Here is a 21,150-nt window from a genome sequence, read left to right on the forward strand (position 1 = left end):
GGTCTCACCCTCTACTTCCCTCTTCATTTTTAGCAGCTCCTTGGAACATCGGCATGGTAGCATGATCCGCACTATTAATACCCTCAGTCTTAACCACCTTAAGCAGCGTAAGCCATAATATTTTGAGATCCAGAATGAAGCTGTAGTGGTCCACATACCAGATATCCAGTTTGAACTTTTCCTCCCAGGAGATCGTGTTGCGGCCGTTAACCTGAGCCCAGCCAGTAATTCCGGGTTTAACCTCATGTCTTCTGGCCTGCTCCTGTGAATACAGCGGCAGATAGTCCACTAACAACGGCCTAGGGCCCACCAGACTGATATCACCTTTGAGCACATTCCATAGTTGCGGAAGCTCATCCAGACTATATTTTCTCAGAAACTTTCCGAAAGTGGTTAAGCGGAGATGATCAGACAACAACTGACCCGTGGAATCCGACTCATCTGTCATCGTCCGGAACTTAAATACGTAAAAGGACTTCCCCTGCAGACCCGGTCGGCTTTGCTTAAAAAGGACCGGTGATCCTAGCTTGATGCGAACGAGAAGAGCCGTAATGGTGATCACCGGCAGAAACACAAGAAATACGGGAATGGTAACTATGAGATCAAATATTCGCTTCATATCCAGTAGCTCCCTAAGAGAAAATCTTCCTTATTCTCGATACATTCTCATGACCGATTACTCGGCTAACCGTTTTCTTGAGCTGACTTCTCATCCGAATATGAAAAGGCAGCCAGGATTGGGCAAAATGATGTATCGTGTAGCTTTCCTCCGTAATATAGTTCCCTCCATTAATATAATCGTAAGGACTAAAGTAGCAGCGCGGGTAAAAGATTACGCCGTTGGTAAGTGCCTGGTACTTTCCATTCAGCTGCAAGCCGTGTTCACGGCAGATATTGCTAATCACGGTAGTATTGGTGGTAGTATCGTAAGAACCGTCAGAACGCTTAAAACTTCTGGAGTTATAATACTCCATCAATTCTCTAATCCAGCCATGTCCCTTCACTGCGCCCATTGTTCCTGATTGGAGAAAGCTCTCATCCTCAAAACCTGAAAAAGCGTCATGTACTAGAAAACGGTCCAGCGGCTGAATAACTTCAACATCGGTATCCATATAAATACCGCCCCGTTCATATAAAGCATGCAGCCGTACATAATCACTCACAAAAGCAAATTTTCTAGCCTCGTAGGCCTCTCGAACGTATGGATTGGCGTTGATGTCAAAGTTATCTTCATTCCATTCCATAAATTCATAACCTTGTAAATATTTTTTCCAACTAATGATGCACTTTTGCAGGATTTTTGGCTTTGCTCCTCTTCCAAACCAGCAATAGTGGATAATCCTTGGAATTTTCTCTACATCCTCCATCTAAATTTCTCCTTTATAGAAACCACTTTAGATAGTCGCTCCTGTATTGAAGTCCCAGTGTAATCACATTCTCATAGAAGAAAAAGATGAGATAGATGATCAAAAAACTTAAAAATACGAGCTTTTGATCTTTCTTGCGGAACACCTTGACTACCCATGTGGTCAATATGATCTGATATAGCGTAAAGTAGATGGCCAGTCTGGCAAAAATCCAGTTTTGTGTAGAAATAATCATTAGGAGCAACCCGATTAATGAGAGATTCACTATAATATCAATGTGTGGAAACAGCATCCTCAGCTTCTCTCTTCCCAGAAAAGCAATGACAAGCGGCAGTGCATAAAATGCGACGCGGAAGACATTTGCACCGCCTTCACTAAAGCTTTGATACTCACCATATTGAGTATCCTTAATAGCAGAGAAGAGAATATCCGAGAACTGATTGAAGCCTAGAACAATTAGGACCGCCAATCCCAGCATTAAAAACGATGCCGTTGTCCAAGCCTTTCTACGCACAATAAAGTAAATGGGAATCAGGATTAAGGCGCTTTGATGAAACAATGCGGCAAACAAAACAACGAGCATATACTTCTTCCAGCTGCCCTCCAGAATATATTTGGTGGCGGCAAAGATAATGGCAGCTGTAAGGTACTGTCTAATCCCGTTCATCGAGACGATAAATGCACCCGATGTAATATAGAGGTAAACTGCCAGATCAAACAATCTTGCATACTTGTACAGCACCATTACAATCAAGAAATTGGTAATCAAGGCTGTAACTACAATTAGGATTTGCGGATCGTCAGTATAGCTTTTCAATACCATTTGAAGAATACCGAAGCCGATATCCTTGTTCTGAAGGATCCCCAGCCACGACAAATCGTCAACGCGATAAGAGTGCATGTAAAAGAAGGTATCACCAATATTGTTCCTCAGGCCCGAGCAGATCACAATCACAGCAGCAACGACGTAAGCAAAGAACTTACTGGGTCTAATGAATACAGGGCTGTTCATATTGGGTACAGCATAATAACGGGCAAGAAATGAGAAGAAAAAACCCACCATGAGCGTAAGCCAAATGATCGTCATGCGCTCATCCCTTTCAGCTGCTAGTCTTTGTCTTGGACATAATGTACAGATATAGAGCAAAACCTGGGAACAACGTGAGTAAGGTAAGTAGCTTTTCCGGTGTTTCTCTAAGCATCCTTTTATTCCTCGTCATCAATGAACTGGATACATAGTGTATGGATTGCCTAATCTTGAAGGGTATCCCCGCAAAGGGCAGCTTCATTAATTCCACCCGATAAAAGGCAAAGCCCTTCGGATTCCTCCGGTATTGCTTGAGCATATTGCGAGTAGATCCATCTGGAAGGTACTCTACACAACACAGAACTTCATTCATAATCAAGAGCTCATAATGGATATCCAGCATGTAATACTTGTAAGCCAAGCCCACATAATTCTCACCCTCAAACAAGGGGTATGGATATTCCTTCATTAACGCCGTACGGTATACCAGCTTCTTGTCCCCCGTTACACCATACTTGTAGTAAAGGTCAAACAATGTGGCTGTCTTCACATTCTCAGGTAACCGTGTTCCGATAATTTCACCGTTGAAATAACTATCCAGACCAATAAATCCGCTTACCTTATCACTCCCATGCTGCTTCCAGAACGATATTATTTTCTCAACGGCATCTTCCGGCATATAATCATCCGAATCGATACATACATTCAGTTCGGTCTTAATATGCTCGTAGGCAGAGTTATGTGCACCGTGCATTCCCTGATTCTGCTGCCGATAATAACGGATAGATACCAAGTTCTCCTGCATCCACCGCTCTACGATTTCCGAAGTGTTGTCTGTGGAACCGTCATCGATGATCAGCCACTCAAAATCCGTATTGGATTGCCGCGCAAGACTCTCATATAGTACATGTAAGCAGTAGGCGCGATTATAGGTGGGTGTAAATACAGTTAAAGTTCTCATGTTCACCTCATAATAGAAGTAATATTTGGGATTCCACACTTATCTAAGACCTGACAGCTGTAGAAGTTCTGCGGTAGCTGCGGGATGCTCCATAAGCGGGGTATAAATTCGGCTTAACTGTTCTCTTACCTGTCTCAGATCGTACTTCTTGATATATTCCGAGCTCTGCTTGCCCATTCGCTGCTTAATCACATCAGACTTTGCGAGCGTCAGCATATGGTTAGACATCTCATGAACCTGCTCAGGATCACATAGGAAACCATTCTCATCAACTTTCACTAATTCCAGATGTCCTCTGTTGCGTGTTGCAACCACAGGCAGTCCGCAGGCCATCGCTTCCATGATGTTAACGGGAAGACCTTCTCTCAAGCTTCCTGAAACAGCAATATCACATAAAGGCAGGAGCTTATAGATATCGTTACGGTAACCGAGAAACTCAACCCTGTCTCCCACACCGAGCTGTGCAGCCAGTTCTCTGCATTCCTCCTGCAGGCTTCCCCGACCCGCGAACAGCAGTTTAGCCTGAGGAACCTGATCCTTAATCTTGGCAAGGGATCTGATCAGCAGCTGATGATTCTTATTGCGATTGAATTCAGCGGCATAGAACATAAGAAAGTCATTGGGATCATAGGACAACGCCTTCCTTAGAAGAGCTTTCTCCGCCTGCGCTATAGGTCTATACCGTTCGGTGTTGATTCCCACTCCGTATACATGCTCAATCTGCTTCGCTTTAAACCTGTGATTTACGGCCAGGCTGTAATCCTCATTATTTATTGTGATTAAACAGTCCGTGAGGCGGGAGAGATTCTTCTCAATCGGGTAATACATTGCCCAGTTCAGAAGAGAAGATCCTTTGCAGAAATGAAATCCATGTGCAGTATAAATGACCTTTGTCCCTTTTTTTCTCGATCCTCTGGCTGCCAGCCGGGCAAGAACACCACCCATAGGTGTGTGAGAATGGATGATTTGATAATCATTCTGATCCATAATATCTTTCAACTGACGGTACGCTGCTAAGTTATTTCGGCTAAAGGGCGAGCGTTCCAAAGGGATATTAAATTTCTTATCTACAAAAGGGAGCTCCATCTCGCCCTGTGCGGCAACATGGACTTCCCAATTCTGCTGCTTGAACCATTCCAGCACAGGCAAATGAAATGAGCTGAAATGAAAGTCGACGGTTGCACAAAATAATATTTTATTGGACATTCGCCGCCTCCCCTTCCCGGTTACTTCCATCCTACTGTCGCCTTCATTAACGGGGCTGCCATTTCAAACCGGTTGTTAGCGATATCAAGCAGCATCTGTCTAAGCTCTTCTATAGTAAGCGTGTCATAGACCTGCAACAGGTGATCGACTCCGTCAAAATTCATTTCGGTTGACTTTCCGATATAAATCTTGGGATATACCTGGACGTCATGCACCTCGGTATCCTTAAGAAGCTCTTCATACATCTTTTCTCCCGGTCTCATACCGGTGAATTCAATTCCAATCTCTTCAAGAGAATATCCGGACATTCGAATGAGATTCTTCGCTAGATCCACGATCTTCACAGGTTCACCCATGTCGAGCACGAATACCTCTCCGCCGCGCGCGAGTGCACCCGCTTGGATAACCAACCTGGAGGCCTCCGGTATCGTCATGAAATAACGGACCATATCCGGATGGGTGACTGTAACGGGTCCGCCATTCTCAATTTGCTTGCGGAATAATGGAATTACACTCCCCCGGCTTCCAAGAACATTGCCGAAACGAACGGCAACAAATTTCGTCTGGCTGAAGCGATCCATATGCTGAATAATCATCTCCGCTATCCGTTTGGTGGAGCCCATGACACTGGTTGGATTGACAGCTTTGTCAGTGGATATCATTACAAAGGTTCCAACCCCCGATAAGCTTGCTGCTCTAGCCGCGTTCATGGTGCCAATAATATTGTTCTTAACTGCTTCTTCCGGATTCCGCTGCATTAAGGGCACATGCTTATGGGCGGCGGCATGATAGACAACATCCGGGCGATGAAAGTTCATCACACTGATAATTTTGCTCTCATCCTGAAGATCCGCAATCTCCGTATAGAATTGAACGCCTTGGTCCCTGAACATAGCCTTCAGTTCAATTTCAATGGAGTAAATACTATTCTCGCCATGTCCGAGCAGAACGAGTTTTTTCGGATTAAATTTAGTGATTTGTCTGCATACCTCCGACCCTATAGAACCGCCAGCCCCTGTAACTAAAACAACCTTGTCGGTGACATAGCCCGATATGCTCTCCAGATCCAGCCTTACCAGTTCCCGCCCGAGTAAATCCTCCACTTGTACATCACGGAACTGACTTACGGATACCTTACCGCTCGCGAGATCCTCAAGCATAGGCATCGTTTGCGTTTTGGCAGTCGTCTTCGCACACTCCGCATAGATCGCCTTAATCTCACTTTTATTGAGTGAGGGAATGGCAATAACGATATTGTCGATTTGATACTGCGCTGCGATCTCTTCTATAGATTTCGTACTTCCTACAACGGGGATTCCCATAATATCCAGACCATGCTTTTTGACGTTATCGTCTACAAATGCAACAGGTTTAAGCTCTTTATTGAAGCCGGATAGTAATTGTCTGGCTACCATCGTCCCGGCAGATCCTGCTCCAATAATTAAGGTGCGTCTGGATGGGATCAACGGCAGATCCTGCTTGATGATACGGCCTCTTATGGCACGCCAGCAGAATCTTGAACCTCCGATAAGAAAGATATGCAGCATCCAAGTGACAGCCAGCAGCCTATATTGAATCTGTTGAGAAATAACCAATTGAACGGTAGCCGCTGAGATAATCGAGAAGGAAACCACTTTTGCAATTAGGATCATTTCGCCGATGCTGGCGTATTCCCATGCCTTTTTATAAAGATGGTATACCAAAGCAAACACATGATAGCTCAACAACAAAGTGATGGAACTAACCACTACCGGTTGTGTGAAGACATTAAAAGAGGCGTTTACCAAAAAACAGCTGATAAAAATAGCCGACAGTACAATAAGCGAATCCATCAATAACAATACTGACAATCGATTCTTATAAATCAATGTTCGCTCACCCCTTCTATACTAAAATGCTACTTCTTCTTTTTATTTAGGACTGCGCCCACTATGTTGACATTCGCCAACTCCAGCAATCTCTTCGCTTCCAGAACCTTCTTCTGTTGTGTTTTTTCACTCTTTACGACTACAATAGCTCCGCTGCATCTTCGGGCAAGCGCGATGGTCTCCGGTGACTCCAATACCGAGGAACAATCAAAAATAATAATGTCGTAACGGTTTCTTGCAAGCTCCAGAAAGGTCTTCATGGCCCATGAATCAAGCAAATCAGCTGCATTGGGGAGTGAAGAGCCGCCGGGAATGACCGACAAATTCTCGATGTTGCTCTGGTGTATAGTCTCCAGAATATCAATGTGATTCGCCAGTCCATCCGTTAGTCCCGGCCACAGTTTAAGATTGAATACATGATTTAAATTTGGATTTCGAATATTGGCATCAACCAGCAGCACCCGTCCCCCATGCTGCGCAAAGCTAATGGCCAAGTTTACCGCTACCGTAGATTTCCCTTCTCCCTCGGAGGAAGAAGTAACGACTAAGGTGGACAACTCTTCACTGCTTGAAGAAAAACGGATATTATTCCTAATAGCACGGTACTGATCAGTTATTGCGGATTGAGTGTTGTTGTGAGCGATCAAGCATGCGTTAATGCTACCTTCTTCCGGTTTTTTCTCCCTATGAGCCAATAGTCTCACCCCGTATGTATTCATTCTTCCGCTTCACTTTTCCAAAATGATCTTTCTTGCTAATCTTAGAAACTGAGCCTAACGGCTTAATGCCCAAATACCTTTCAAGGTCATCCTCGGATCTTAAGGTATCGTCTAGAGAATCCAACAGGAATGTAATCCCCACCCCAAAGACCAAACCCATCATGATCCCAATGTATAGAGCGCGATTGCTCGGAGGATTAATGGGTACGGGATCGGGCGATGTGACTGCATTGGACAATACACTGGCTCCGTAAAATTGCAGCTTCTTCGTTGCCTCATCCGTAAAAGCCTTCACTACTGCATTAGCCATACCCGCAGTAAGTTTAGGATCGGCATTGAACACTGTAACGAGTGTTATAATCGAATTGTCCACACCGCTTACATTCACATTCTCCCGAAGGGCTCCAACGGACATCTTCAGGTTGAGGTCCTTAATGGCCTTCTCCATAACAACAGGTTCCCGTATTAACGCCCGCAAGGTGGTTAGCATTTCAGGACTGCCTGATGCAAGCATTATTCTGGCGGAGGAGGCATACATAGGAGTCTCAGGAATCGAGCTATAAAGACCGCCCAGAAACCCTAATAAAGCCGTTGAGAGCAAAACAATCCACAGCCTTCTCGTAATCACTGAAAAAAGTTCCTTCAGATTGATTTCTTTGACCGGTCTTTTGAATGCCTTGGCCCGTTCGTTTAAGATTAGTTCTTCTTCCACGCTTTCACCCACTTTAAAGAATGACTTCAATAAAGAACATTATTCGTCAATTTTAGTTCTTTATATAGAACATGTCAACCTTTGATTGGGTCTTTAGCTAACCTTTTGTTCGTTATATGGATCGTTTGCACATAAAACAGGGATAAGCTTATTCGCCTATCCCTGTTGATATCAACTGTTTTGTTACGGTGTCTTTAACATTTTGTTCTCTTTAAAGAACAAAATGTTCATTTATCGTTTTGCTCATCATCACTAGCGGCTTTTCCAGCTTACAAGTATAATATTTTCCCCATTGTTTTCTCTTTAGCCCCGGCATCACTCATCAATTTCAGGACGATCTCGATATCTTGTTCGATATCAAATTTCCTGGCAAACAGCTTATTACTTGATTTCAACATTCCATAATCTTGAATCGTATATACTCTTGGACTCCCTTGAAAGTGGTTGATCCAATCAATCTCCATTAGGTCATCGTTGATTACATTTGTTTTGTATTCGCTGTTCAGGATTAAATTATGAAAAAAAGACTCGTCGGGACAATAAGAATATTTATAGTCCTTTAGGTAAATCGGATTTTGCTCTATATGGTTTAGCATATATTTCAAGCAATCATAAGTGATTGTAAACCAGGTGGACCCTTTATAAAGATCGAACCCTTTGAAGTTTTTACGTCGAATCAATACCTTCTGCGGTCTTCTGCAAATATTATCTAATACTCTGATTACTGTTTTTCTATTATGTTTATTTTCTGAAAAAAAGTTAAAGCACTTTAATCTCCAGAAATTAGGGCCTATTTCCCCTCCTTCAATATATTGGTTCCCTTTATGGTCTTCCAGAAAGTTTAATATGTATTCTATAGATTTTATTGGAAAACATTGCCCGCTTATCAAAGAAACATATTGATATTTTTTTTGTGCGGTTTCTTTCATTAGCGCAAGTGAGGCTTCAACTACAGAAAGTCCCCCACGGTTAACCGCTACCCTATTCTTCAGAATATACACCCTACCGCTATGCTTATATTTATCCGATAATTGAGAATATAACTCTTCATTTTTCTTATCAACATGTATGTAGACATCAACTGCACTGTGATGCAAAGCATGAATTAGATATTCAATCTGTTCAAAACTTTTGTGAGCCAGGACCATAAAAGCAACCTTCATAAATAACCCCCTCTTTGATGAATCGTATCCATAGTGTCTCTCGAAACATATTAATACTTATTCCAGAGCTTCATAGTTGAGAACACAATTCGTCCCCCTAGCTATCACCCACTTCAGAGAATGACTTCAATAAAGAACATTATTTGTCAATTTTAGTTCTTAATACAGAACGTGTCAACCTTGATTTCTTCAAAAACAGGGATGAGCGAAATCGCCCATCCCTGTTACCGTTCAACTGTATTTATACCGTGCTGTATCTGCTACGGCAGCAATGTGTTATTGCTTAACTTGTCATTGGGTTTAGCTACCAATTTCGCTTTGCTTAATACATTGTTCTCAATAACATATGGAGGTGCATTTATTCCTGCATTCTGTGTGGTTATTCCATAAGCTTGCATATTACTTGTGATCTTATTGCCGCGGATCGTGGCGCTGAGTATATCAAATGGAGCATTTTTTGTCCAATAGCTGTTAATCTTAATAAGCTCAACACTGTTTGCCGTTTGGGTAAGTGCGTTAATTACATTATTTTCTATCAGAGCACTCTGAGCAGCTTGAACACTGATTGCCGTCGCATTGCCAAGCACATCAAACGTAGAGTCTTTGACAGTCAAATTCAGATTAGCTTGCTCTGCATGCAGTACGCCCGCACCTGCCGCATTGGTTTTAAAGTTGCAGCCGTTGAAGATATAACTGCCCGGCATAGTAGCCGATATGGTGCCCATCCCACTGCCTTCTGCCGCCTCAAAGAAGCAATTGTTATACGTGCCGGGAGGAAGAGTCAGCCCATAGGTAGGGTTATAATCAAGAACTCTCAAATTCTCAAATATAGATCCCCCCGTGCCTCCGCCAGTCACTGAACGCATGGTAGACTGCCCAGAGATGGTCAGGTTGGTGATTCGAACCGGTTTTCCCCATAGAATAAGACCGGAATCATACCTTTTATTATTAGTAATGGTTACGTCTGAAATCTCTACTCCAAAGGAGTCTTTTGCGGTAACCGCCAGTTTAGAGTCCGTCAATTCCAATCCTTCCACAATAATTTTGGAACCTTGAAAGGACGCGTAGGAGTCATTCATTTTGTTCCCCACAAACACAGCATCATTCTCTGCAACAATCCGTGTTCCGTCGAAATGATTGTTGACCACCCTTGCATTCGCAAAGGGAGCTGAGACAGCAACACCGATTCGTTCTTTTGAGCCCAGATGATTCCCCTCAACCACCGCGCCCTCACCGTCATAGAGAATGACATCATAGGCGGCGTTATTATAGAATTCATTGTTTCTAATTGTAACGTTACTGTTAAAATACCCGTTAACCTGGAACCCACCCTCTACATCAATACCGGACTGGGGAGCCGTTCCTTTCATATCATGAAACACACTATCTTCTATGAGCACTTTATCAGCCCCACCGACAGTAATTCCCTGACGGCGGTTAAAGGCAAACTCCGAGTCCTTAACGATAACATTCCGAGTAGCTATACGGCTCCATACTTCCAGATAGACACCCTTAATGGATGTTTGGCTGAATACAAGATGGAAGTGATCGGCACCCACTGGAATACCCACCTGGTTACGTGCTTGCGCATATATTTTCTTCAGAAAGGTCCCATCCGCCTTGTAAAAGAACACCTCAAAGCCTTTGCGCACCTTCATAAAATTAGAAAGTTCAAAAAACTTTTCCGTTTTAAAAATCGGATTTGCCAGTTTTATCGCTGTTTTGGTACGGATTTTCGCTGCATTTTTAACCGGAATACCCAGATTAGTCATTCCCCCCGGAACAAAGCTGGCTTCATATAAATCCGTAATCATGGTTCCATAACCGCCAAGGATCAGACCGTCACCGGTAAAATCAACAGCTTTCACACCCTCAACTACGATATTAGAGGCACCATCCGTGTGGATTCCGTATCCGCCTTCATGAGTCCCCGAGCTGTATAGGTTATCCTTTTTAGAGTAATCATGCGTTTTTCTATCTCCTACATATACGCCTCCGCTCAACCTTACATTTTTAATGCCGTAACCAATGTACATCAAGTCATATTTTTCTTTACCATTAGTCTCTTTCTGCAGCACCACATCAGATGTCAAAGCAAACTTCATATCACTAACCATGTTAATACGGCTGTCCTTATCGATCAGATAGGTTCCGGCTGGAAGCGAAGTTGCTCGAATTCCATTCTTATTGGCCCAGATCAGTGCTTCGTTAATCCCTTTGGTTGTTTCTATCGGATGAGTCCCGTCCTTGTAAATCCCCCATTTGGCAATATCAATCATTTGGGCGGTTGTTGTATTTGCACTGTCCTCACTAAAAGCATCTCCTGGAACACAAATCAGTAACAAAATCATCATTATGGATAACCTGCCGAATATATTTCTCACCTATATCACCCCGATTTTAATTTTCACCAGATGAAACGTCTTTGCCGTCTGAACGTTCTCTAAAACGAATGCACTCATCTAGACTACCATGCTTTCCATCCAAAAAAAAGTTAAAAAGACACCGAGCTGCTTATCACACTACTAAATGCCTATATATACCCTTTAAAAAGATAGAACTTTAGACATCTCCTTTTTCCAAATAATCCTTGATTTCTTCCTAAAAATACTACTTTTATTTACCGATAAATAGGTGGTAAGGCAATTGAAAAATCTGGTTTTTAATAGAAGGGAAAACAATAATGAGAAATTTACTATTGATTATTGTTCTGCTGTTCACCACCCTCCTGATACCTATTACACCCGTAACACATGCCGCCGGTATCACCCACTTTTCTGATATATCGTCAAAACACTGGGCTCAAAGAGAAATTGAACGACTGCAGGAACAAAACGTGATTGGTGGGTATAGTGATGGAACTTTCCGTCCCGATATGCCCATAACAAGGGCTGAGGCCGTCAAGATAATTGTACAAACCAGCAATATTGACCTTGGACAGGAACTCACCGTAAAACCGACCCATTCGGATGTTCCAGCTTCCTATTGGGCTTTTCCCTATATTGAGGCTGCCGAGAAACATGCCCTCATTACAGGATATGCAGACGGGTCGTTTCGGCCTGTGGCAACGCTGACAAGGGCAGATAGTGCGGTTCTGATCGCACGAGCTTTTGAACTCAACAGCCCCTCCTCAACTACCATCCAACCCAATGATATCGCCGCAAATCACTGGGCAGCTTCCTCTATCTCTAAGTTAATTAATAATGGTGTAGCTGTAGGTGACGCAAACGGCAACTTCCAGCCTGCCAAAATGGTAAGCCGCTCTGAATTTGCAGCTTTGCTGGCCCGAACGCTTTATAAAGAATTCCGCTTAGAGCCGGCTGGTGAGAAGTACCCAATGGTACAAAAGCCCAAGACGGATAATAGTGTAAAGATTATCCCGTTACCTTTACCATCGCCCTCACCTACACCGTCACCTGATACAAATATAGCTGGATCAGGATCTGGATCAGGTGGTTTGGCAGCCCCGCTGCCGCAGCCAGCACCCGTCCCCACTATGGGAACTGCTCCTGTGCAAACACCAATACCTAGTCCTAGTATGGCACCGGTTCAATCTGAGATTTCCGGCCTCCAAGCAAGTATTAAGGAGACAAGCCTATCCCTTACTTGGGTCAATCCAAGCGATGCCTCTTTTAAGAAAGTAAATATTTATAAAGAAGGCTCCAAGGTCGCTTCCAGCACCGGAACGTTCTATGAGGAAAGCGGACTCTCGCCTTCTACTTCATACAGCTTTACCTTTAAAACCGTTGACAGAAATAATCATGAATCAGCAGGTAAAACCATGAGCTATACAACGGCAAGTTCTACTCCTCCTTCTTCACCGGAAGAATTGATTGCCGTCCCTGATGACGGTGCTCTCCATCTGCAGTGGAAAAGCAATTCCGAAAGTAATGTATCAGGCTACAACGTATATCTGGACGGTCACCAATACAATACGACGTCGGTTACTCAAGCCACTTATGCAGTTAAGGGGTTGACTAACGGCGTATCCTACAACTTGTTCGTGACCACTCTAGATACGCTTAACAAAGAGTCGGAACCCTCCGCAACGATTAATGTCGTTCCTGGACTTCCGGATATCCTTGCTCCCGAAGAAGTTAGCGGCTTTGCCTCTAAGGACGATGGCACTTCTATTTCCATGACATGGAGTAACCCTTTGGATTTAGACTTTGTGCGCACTGATATTTATCAACACGATGTTCTGGTAGGCTCCTCCACTCAGGATTCTTTTACAGTAAAGAACCTTGTGAGCGAGACAGAATATGAGTACACGCTCAAGACAGTGGACAGCAGCAACAATACATCAAATGGAACCAGCGTTTCCATCCGCACCCAAGACATTACAGCACCTGCCGTGCCTGCCGATGTTTCAGCTGTGGGTGGTGCCAGCAGTATAAACTTCACCTGGTCAGCCAATGCGGAGACGGATCTGGCGGGATACAACATCTATGTAAATGACATGAAGTTGAACAGCGAAGTCATTAACCAAGTCTCTTATGAGTTAGGTAACCTTGAGTTTGGCAAAATGTACAACCTGACGCTAGAGGCTGTTGATATAAATGGAAACATCTCAAAACTCAGTGATGTTGCTGCTTTTACACCCAGTCACCATTTAATTGAATTATCACGCTGGGGGATCTACAATGACGGCACCCATCCGGTGGAGACGACCAAAGGAATTAATAACGCCCTAACTTGGGCTTATCAGCAAGGCATAACCGCAACGACACTTACGCCTGGAACTTACCTAATCGATAAAGCCAGTCAAATTAATATGGTTCCCAATATGCTGTTTGACCTTACTATGGAAGTTGTTTTGCAAAAAGAAACCAATGACAAGGAATCTTACCAGATTGTCTCTCTCGATTATGGAGATAACAACGTGACACTAAGAGGCGGCACCTATATCGGTGACCGATTGACGCATGACTATTCCAAGAAGGATCATGTAGGTTCAGCAGGTACACATGAATTTGGATACGGTATTATCGCCAGAGGTGTCAAGAATCTGGTCATCGACAGAGTAAAGACCACCCACTTTACGGGTGACGGCATTATTCTGGCAGGACACGGCACGATGAAGGATATCTATGAGCAAAGCTTCGTTTCGGGTTCCGTTAATGACAGCGGCCAAACCATTACGGACGCCTCCAAAACAAGAACAAAAGTAATGCAGCAGCTGACGAATCCGATTTTTCAAAAAGAACCTTATTTCGAACTGATGAATCCGGTAAACCTGCCGGGCAAGTTTGATATTTACTTCTATACGTCTGCTGGAACCTTTCACTCGAAAATGGCCGATAAAAGTATGCGGGATATTATATATATTCCTCAGGGGGTTACACAGTTTCATCTCGTATTTGCTAAATCCTCATATACCGGGGCTTATGTAGAGTACTGGAACCGGGCGTTAACCAGAGATTCTGTAATTATGAATTCAGAGTCCGCCTTCAACCGTCGCCAAGGGATCAGCCTGATCGGCTCGGACAACATTGTGATCAAGAACAACATCCTGCATGATATTAAGGGCATTGCTCCACAATCCGGAATTGACCTTGAAGGTGGTTATGGAGAGAACGGAGATTTGGTTACAAACACTACTATTCAAAATAATGAATTTTTCAATAATGCTTCTTATGATTTGATTCTTTATGACGGCAATCATGCAACCGTAGAAGGAAATCATTTTGCATCAAAAGGAGTCATAGGTTTGGCGGTTTCTCCACCTTTCCAAGGTGCGCTGGTAAAGGGAAACCATTTTGACGGAACACGGGTGATTGCTTATCACGATACAACACTTCTAAATAACCGTATGAATGATTCATCTACCTTTTTTGAGGGACCTAATATTAATATTGACGGATTGGATATCACCAACGGCACATTATCTGTCACTTCCAAAACACCGTTTGGAGTCACACTCTCCAATGTAAATATTAATATTACCAAGAGCATTGATGCAGGGCTTCGAATATGGAATCAACCTATCCGCCTTACTAATGTCACTGTCACCGGAGCAGGAAGTTTGGGCAGTCTGTCCGGAACTGTAGCAGAAGGAAGTATATTTGAAGGTCTTAAGATGATTGGGTATAACTCAAATAATGGGATCACCTTACCGCTCGGAACCTACAACAACAGTATTTTTCAAGCCGCTGAGGGTTATAAAATGGGATCGCCGAAGCTTGGCGCCGGAAAATATATTTTCAATAATTGCACTTTCACCTCAAATACTACCGGAAATACGGCCCTTTACGGCGAGAACGCCGCGCTGGATCTGACCGTCCGCAACTCCACCTTTAATGTGCTGGGGGATGCTACCGCTATCTCCATTCAGACCGCTAAAAAGGTAGTCTTTGAGAATAATTCGATTCAAGCGATGAAAATGGTTCGAACCACCCTTGAACTAATCAAGATTAATGATTACTGGAAACGAAATGATCCTTATGATGTGCTTAATGTAACGATCAATAACAACACGATAACCTCTAATATAGCCGCGGTAGGTATTTCAACCATTTATGCCGGAACAGGCGCACCGTCGTACCTGATACAGAATAACACTCTAAATAAAGCGGTCTTAACGCTAAAAGCAAATGACCTTCAAAGCTTGAACATCTTAAATAAATAATTGAAGGAGGGAGTCGGGCCTAGGCCCGGCTCTTTCCTTTTTTATTGCAAAAAAAGACCGACCCCCGGCCATAGCTGGCAGGAGAATCGGCCTTTTATTTATGCGCTTTCAATAACAGTAATACTTCTCCCACAGCATAAAGGAGTCATCCTTCTTGTCTTCCCACCAATTCTTGACGTCATTCCCCTTTAACCAGCTGAACCAGCTATTGCTGACTGTCTTAGTATCATTGTAATAATAGGTGGTCTTATCTTTCTGAAAAAATGAAGAGATTTCACCGGCTAGTGATGAAAAAAAGGAAGTGGCATAAGAGGAGGTGTTCTGTGACACCGACGAAGCAGATGCATAGGCAGAAGCAGGCAGCATGATTGTACTTATCAATACAACGATCAACGTCAGCCTGGTACACTTCTTTATATACCTGAACATGTTATCGGTCCCCACTTTCCTCTAGTCTAAATGACCTACTTTAAATGATTCTTTATAAAGAATATACCGAATTCGGTGATTTGTAAATAAATTCAAAGAGATAGGTAAGCGCCAGGCATTCCAGAAGGGTCACAAGTAAATATACCAACCCTTGAACAATCCCCACACCCATTAAATCGCCCACGCCTAGCAGAACATTCAGCTTCATTAAGGGGATATGTCCGAAAAAAATGACCTTGCTGAATCCATTAATAAACGGGTGATATTTCTGGATTGTAACCATTTTTATTCTCAAAATACCATAAAACAGCAGGATGGTGCTCGAGATCATGCTTAGGGACAGGGAATAATCGGAATTCCAATCCGCAAAAAAGAACAGTAACAATGTTTCCACCACCAAAAGTGAGGCTGCCAAGATCGACAGGGGAATGGCTCTAACTTGCAAAAACTTCTCCTCATACCTTCCCATCAACACTCCTGCGGATACAAAGGTTAAGCCGTACCCCAGATATCTTTCGGCGAATAGCTCCAAATAATTTCCGTAACTTGAATCCAAAAAAGAAAGCCCGCCTGCAATGGAGTCGAGTCCGATTCGTAAAGTGCCTACCAGAAGCTGAGCAATCAAATAGACTAACAATGTCAGCGTGACCACAGACCGCAAGGACATTCTGGTATACAGCAGATACGACATCCAAACACCGAATAGAAGCGGCGGAATGAACCACAATTGGATAAAAGGTCCATTCAGGAAAAAGGCAATCCCTGCAATCTTCAGTTGAAGGAAGAGGTTCCCCGGAGATAAGCCTCCAGAGGTCACAGCAGGCACAATAAACTCCAACCAGAAAAACAGGTTAAAGAAGACATATACCCAACCAAGACTCATTAGATATCTCCTGATATATAACCGGGAATCTGCTGCATTCGACCAGCCTTTGTAAACAAGAAAACCGGAAATCATATAGAAACACGGCACGATTACCTTGGACGCGTTAAAGATAAAATTCATTTGCGTATGAGGCAGATGATCCAGGTACCTGAAAAGGATGACATGGGCAACCAATACCGTTAATGAGCCTGCGAGCTTAAAAAAAGTAATTCCCGAATAATATTTACGCATTTTTCTTAAGCTCTCCGATCCGCTCCAGCGCCAGCAGCTGAATTTCAGAGACGGATATCTTCCCGGTGGCAGACAAGGGGAAAGATGGCAGGAATAGAATATAACGTGGAATTTTGAACGCTGACATATGAGGTGTGAGCTCTGCCTTCAGCCTCTCCTCTGTCAGACTTGCCCCTTTTTCAGGGATAATACAGGCACAGATCAGTTCCCCGTAAAGTTCATCCGGAATGCCTACTACAAAAGCCTCTTCTACCCCTTTCTGCTTTACTAGAAGGTTCTCAATTTCTACAGGAGAGATCTTCTCTCCCCCACGTGAAATCAAGCGATTCAACCTCCCGGTAATCATCAAATTCCGTTGTTCATCCAGAAAGCCCGAATCCCCCGATCGGTACCATCCGTCCTCCGTAAAACAGGGACTGACTGTATTCTCTTTCATGTACCGCATGACCCTGTGGCTGCGAATTGCAATTTCACCATGCGCATGCTGAGGCAGATCCTCTCCTGTTTCCGGGTTTACAATTTTAACTTCCACCCCCTTGTCTACCTTGCCGCCAAAGCTAAAGCCACCCCTCTCTAATTCCTTGGGATCTATCATTCCACTAAGGAAAGAGGTATAGCTCAGCAATAGATAAAGCAAGGACCACAGCGGATTTTTCCTCCGGTTTAGGAAGCAGATACCGTTTGCAACCGAACCTGCCTCGGAGGAGCCGTAGCTTACCATAAAAAATACAAGCTTCAAGCCCGGGTCCCTGCTGACCTTTTTCAGCAAGGTATTATTTATAGCTGCCGATGTAAAGGCCAGCCCTACCAGGGAAGATAAATCAAATTCACTTCTTCTAGAGGAAGTGAGCATTTGTTGGATCATAAATGGCGTTCCCGTCATAATCTGGCACTTTTCTAGTTCAAGTACTGACAATGCATTCACGGGATTGAAGTGAGTCAGCATGACGACTCGAATATTGCATACCTTCAGCGCGGTAAATAGGGTAGCAAAGCCCCCCAGATGATATAAGGGCAGTAGACTGAATAGCGAGAATTTATGGGCGACCCGATCGGTTAAGCCGGCCATCAGCGCGGATCCCTTTTTCCCTGACTTCTCTCCCCTTTTCTTAACCAGAAAGGAAGCTGTGGAGCGGAGAACCCCTTTCGGTGAACCCAAGGTTCCTGAGGTGTATAGAAGTATCAACGGGTCTTCCGCTCGGATAGACTGATATGCAAGACGGAAGACGTGTTCATCCATCATAGCGGCCAACTGATATATATCTGAAAAGGGACGGAATGGTCTTTGGAGGAATGTACCCTCATTCAGCACAAACATATGAGGGGGCAGCCATGAGCTGTCAGTTCCGTCTAATGCAGTCTCCGCAATCAACTCCTGTATCATCATCGGGTAGTATTGTTGATGGCCTCCAGAACCCATGATCATAAGGGCAGGCTTGGAATCCTGAAGGTAGGTTAGCAGCTCTTCCTTTTTGGAATATGCATTTAGAGGAACGATTACGGCACCTATACTAGCAGCAGCATACATAGATAGGATCAGCTCTATCCGCCCCTGCATAAGCAGTACGACCCGGTCACCTTTTTGGATTCCCAGTTGCAGGAAGCCTTTACCCAAGAGCTGTACTTCGTTCCACACTTGTGACCATGAATAATGCTGCCCAAGCTCTGGAAAGCTGAATACAACGTCATGAGGAAACGTGATGGCCCTTTTACACAAAAGATCGGATAGGGTGTCTTTATGAATAGGGGACTCCTTCGTTTTTTCCATTTCCTTCTCCTCCATTTATAAAATACGCCCTATTTCATTCACCATAACGAACAAAGGAGTGATTATCTTTGATTTACAGTCGATTTGATATATGTGTCTTTAATTTAACATTATTTTTGTACTTTATAAAGAACAAATGAATAATTTTATATAAAAACTGATGCAGTCCCTTTTGGGGGCTGCTAACCCCGTGTTGCTAACCCCGTTCAAATAATGTTTATAGTTTCGGCAAAACTGTTTAGAATCTGGTACTAAGAGTTCATGCTATAATATGTATTGTGGTTGCTACTACCTTTTTAATATGGGAGATGGATGGAATTGAATGATCAGCAATGGATTGCACCTGAATATTACAATCTAACCTCGGAGATGGAGCATCATCCATCCGGCAAAATTGCACTCAAATGGTTGAATGAAAAAGGTGATCGCGAAGAGATCAGCTACGGTGAATTGCTGCAGCAAGCCAATCGGCTGGCAGGTGGTTTGGCTCACCTTGGACTACATAAAGGCGACAGAGTTCTGGTGATGGTTCCCCGTAGAATCATTGCGTACGTTATCTACTTAGCTTGTCTAAAACTGGGACTAGCCGTTATCCCTTCCTCAGAAATGCTCCGGGCCAAGGACTTATCCTACCGCCTCCGTCATTCTGAAGCGCGGGCTGTAATCGCTTGGTCGGAGGTTACTCACGAGGTAGATAAAATCAGTGATGACCTGCCTGCTTTGGATTTCCGCCTTGCTGTGTCCGCAGATGGAGCGGACTCCGGATGGTTGGAGCTAGAGGATCTAATGATTGGGCAGCCGGATCAACTGACTGCGGTTAACACTCACCGAGACGATATGGCTATCTTGGCATATACCTCAGGAACCACCGGCAATCCTAAGGCTGTGGTTCATAGTCATGGCTGGGGATATGCTCACCTGCGGATTACTTCGTCACCTTGGCTGGATATCCGGGAATCAGACACCGTATGGGCAACAGCTGCACCCGGCTGGCAGAAGTGGATCTGGAGTCCGTTCTTGGCTGTATTGGGTAACGGAGCCACAGGATTTGTCTACAACGGACCCTTCCAGCCGAACCGCTACCTGCAGTTAATGCAGGATGAAGGAATTCAGGCATTGTGCTGCACTCCAACTGAGTACCGGTTAATGGCCAAAACAGAAGGGTTGGACACCTATGACTTGTCTCGACTCCGCAGTGCCGTATCTGCCGGAGAGCCTTTAAATCAGGAAGTCATTAACGAGTTCCAGCGTCATTTCAATATCACCATCCGAGACGGATACGGACAAACGGAAAGCACGCTTTTAATAGGAACACTTAAAGACACCCCGATCCGCACAGGTTCAATGGGTAAAGCTATGGCCCCAGGCCTAGTTGAGGTAGTAGACGAGCAAGGAATTCCGGTTGCACCGGGAGTGGTGGGTGATATCGCAGTTCATTTGACCATGCCAGCTCTGTTTCACACTTATTACAAAGACCCAGAGCGCAAAGCGAGCTGTACGACTGGAGAGTTTTTTGTAACGGGAGACCGTGCACGCAAGGATGAGGATGGTTACTTCTGGTTCGAGGGCCGGGGCGATGATATCATCATCAGTGCCGGATACACCATCGGCCCCTTTGAAGTGGAGGAAGCGCTCATGAGACATTCCTCCGTTAAAGAGTGTGCGGTTGTAGCCAGTCCCGATGAAATTCGGGGCCATGTGGTTAAAGCCTTCATCGTTCTGAAGGATGCCTCAGCAGCTTCACCAGAACTCGTTAAAGAGCTGCAATCCCATGTAAAAGAATGGACGGCCCCTTACAAGTATCCGCGTAAGATCGAGTTCATCAGCGATCTTCCAAAGACGACCTCCGGCAAGATTCGTCGGGTGGAGCTGCGTGAGCTGGATCGCAATTCCTAGAAGCTAAAAAAGAGACTGCGCCAAGCCGTTTAGGCTTTGGGGCAGTCTTTTTTTTACGGTCACTAAGTTCCTTAGCCGCTATACGGCTACGCCAGGTCAACATTTACAGGGAAATTAATCCCTCTGAATAGTTAAAACCAAGAGGTATCGTCAAAAAGTTTGTATAAGAGAGTAGAAGTAACTCCACAGGTAACCGTGACAACTACGGCAAATTGTCTGCCTACATGGGTTTCAATATATATAGTTGCACAACATACACTTATATTGCTTTCTTAGCACACTTTAGGAT

The 21,150-nt window shown here is 44.1% G+C and carries 15 protein-coding genes; 2 read left to right on the forward strand and 13 right to left on the reverse strand.

Features of this window, described 5'->3' with window-relative positions; translation table 11 throughout:
• Positions 1-4: 4 nt before the first annotated feature.
• From PWYN_RS07995 to PWYN_RS08040, 10 genes are all read right to left on the reverse strand, one after another.
• Entirely contained in the window at positions 5-619 is a 615-nt protein-coding gene (locus PWYN_RS07995) for a sugar transferase (RefSeq protein WP_036650202.1), read from the reverse strand.
• 13 nt (positions 620-632) lie between these two features.
• Positions 633-1,367: a glycosyltransferase family 32 protein gene (locus tag PWYN_RS08000; RefSeq protein ID WP_036650205.1), complete on the reverse strand. Its 735-nt coding sequence runs from the start codon at positions 1,365-1,367 to the stop codon at positions 633-635.
• A gap of 13 nt (positions 1,368-1,380) precedes the next feature.
• Positions 1,381-2,454, reverse strand: a complete 1,074-nt coding sequence (locus tag PWYN_RS08005) for an EpsG family protein (RefSeq protein WP_036650207.1) — start codon at positions 2,452-2,454, stop codon at positions 1,381-1,383.
• 13 nt (positions 2,455-2,467) lie between these two features.
• Positions 2,468-3,355 (reverse strand): glycosyltransferase family 2 protein, encoded by an 888-nt coding sequence (locus PWYN_RS08010; RefSeq protein WP_036650208.1) that lies wholly within the window; start codon positions 3,353-3,355, stop codon positions 2,468-2,470.
• A 39-nt stretch (positions 3,356-3,394) separates the two neighbouring features.
• Positions 3,395-4,561, reverse strand: coding sequence for a glycosyltransferase family 4 protein (locus PWYN_RS08015; protein WP_052087829.1), 1,167 nt, complete (start codon positions 4,559-4,561; stop codon positions 3,395-3,397).
• Positions 4,562-4,581: 20 nt separating this feature from the next.
• Positions 4,582-6,429 (reverse strand): polysaccharide biosynthesis protein, encoded by a 1,848-nt coding sequence (locus PWYN_RS08020; protein WP_036650210.1) that lies wholly within the window; start codon positions 6,427-6,429, stop codon positions 4,582-4,584.
• 29 nt (positions 6,430-6,458) lie between these two features.
• Positions 6,459-7,124 carry a CpsD/CapB family tyrosine-protein kinase gene (locus PWYN_RS08025; RefSeq protein ID WP_052087830.1) on the reverse strand — a complete coding sequence of 222 codons (666 nt, stop codon included), beginning with the start codon at positions 7,122-7,124 and terminating at the stop codon, positions 6,459-6,461.
• The gene (locus tag PWYN_RS08030; RefSeq protein WP_052087831.1) at positions 7,114-7,860 is read right to left on the reverse strand and encodes a YveK family protein; all 747 of its coding nucleotides are present in this window, start codon (positions 7,858-7,860) and stop codon (positions 7,114-7,116) included. Before PWYN_RS08030 ends, PWYN_RS08025 begins: the two co-directional genes overlap by 11 nt.
• A 269-nt stretch (positions 7,861-8,129) precedes the next feature.
• On the reverse strand, positions 8,130-9,023 hold the full coding sequence (locus tag PWYN_RS08035) for a beta-1,6-N-acetylglucosaminyltransferase (protein WP_036650212.1): 894 nt from the start codon (positions 9,021-9,023) through the stop codon (positions 8,130-8,132).
• 260 nt (positions 9,024-9,283) lie between these two features.
• Positions 9,284-11,377, reverse strand: a complete 2,094-nt coding sequence (locus PWYN_RS08040) for a right-handed parallel beta-helix repeat-containing protein (protein WP_036650214.1) — start codon at positions 11,375-11,377, stop codon at positions 9,284-9,286.
• Between the two features lie 329 nt (positions 11,378-11,706).
• Between PWYN_RS08040 and PWYN_RS08045 the strand changes: the two genes are divergently transcribed.
• The gene (locus PWYN_RS08045; RefSeq protein WP_036650217.1) at positions 11,707-15,651 is read left to right on the forward strand and encodes an S-layer homology domain-containing protein; all 3,945 of its coding nucleotides are present in this window, start codon (positions 11,707-11,709) and stop codon (positions 15,649-15,651) included.
• A 108-nt stretch (positions 15,652-15,759) separates the two neighbouring features.
• Here PWYN_RS08045 and PWYN_RS08050 read toward each other — a convergent pair whose 3' ends face one another.
• From PWYN_RS08050 to PWYN_RS08060, 3 genes are read right to left on the reverse strand one after another with little or no spacing between them, the layout of a single operon-like run.
• Complete coding sequence (locus PWYN_RS08050) at positions 15,760-16,080, reverse strand: hypothetical protein (protein ID WP_036650219.1); 321 nt, start codon at positions 16,078-16,080, stop codon at positions 15,760-15,762.
• 52 nt (positions 16,081-16,132) lie between these two features.
• A complete protein-coding gene (locus tag PWYN_RS08055) occupies positions 16,133-17,197 on the reverse strand; it encodes an acyltransferase family protein (RefSeq protein ID WP_036650221.1) in 1,065 nt (354 codons plus the stop codon).
• Complete coding sequence (locus tag PWYN_RS08060; protein ID WP_036650223.1) at positions 17,190-18,965, reverse strand: class I adenylate-forming enzyme family protein; 1,776 nt, start codon at positions 18,963-18,965, stop codon at positions 17,190-17,192. Before PWYN_RS08060 ends, PWYN_RS08055 begins: the two co-directional genes overlap by 8 nt.
• Before the next feature lie 312 nt (positions 18,966-19,277).
• Between PWYN_RS08060 and PWYN_RS08065 the strand changes: the two genes are divergently transcribed.
• Positions 19,278-20,861: an acetate--CoA ligase gene (locus tag PWYN_RS08065; RefSeq protein ID WP_036650225.1), complete on the forward strand. Its 1,584-nt coding sequence runs from the start codon at positions 19,278-19,280 to the stop codon at positions 20,859-20,861.
• Positions 20,862-21,150 lie beyond the last annotated feature (289 nt).

It is taken from the genome of Paenibacillus wynnii (assembly GCF_000757885.1).
GTDB classification, from domain to species: domain Bacteria; phylum Bacillota; class Bacilli; order Paenibacillales; family Paenibacillaceae; genus Paenibacillus_AQ; species Paenibacillus_AQ wynnii.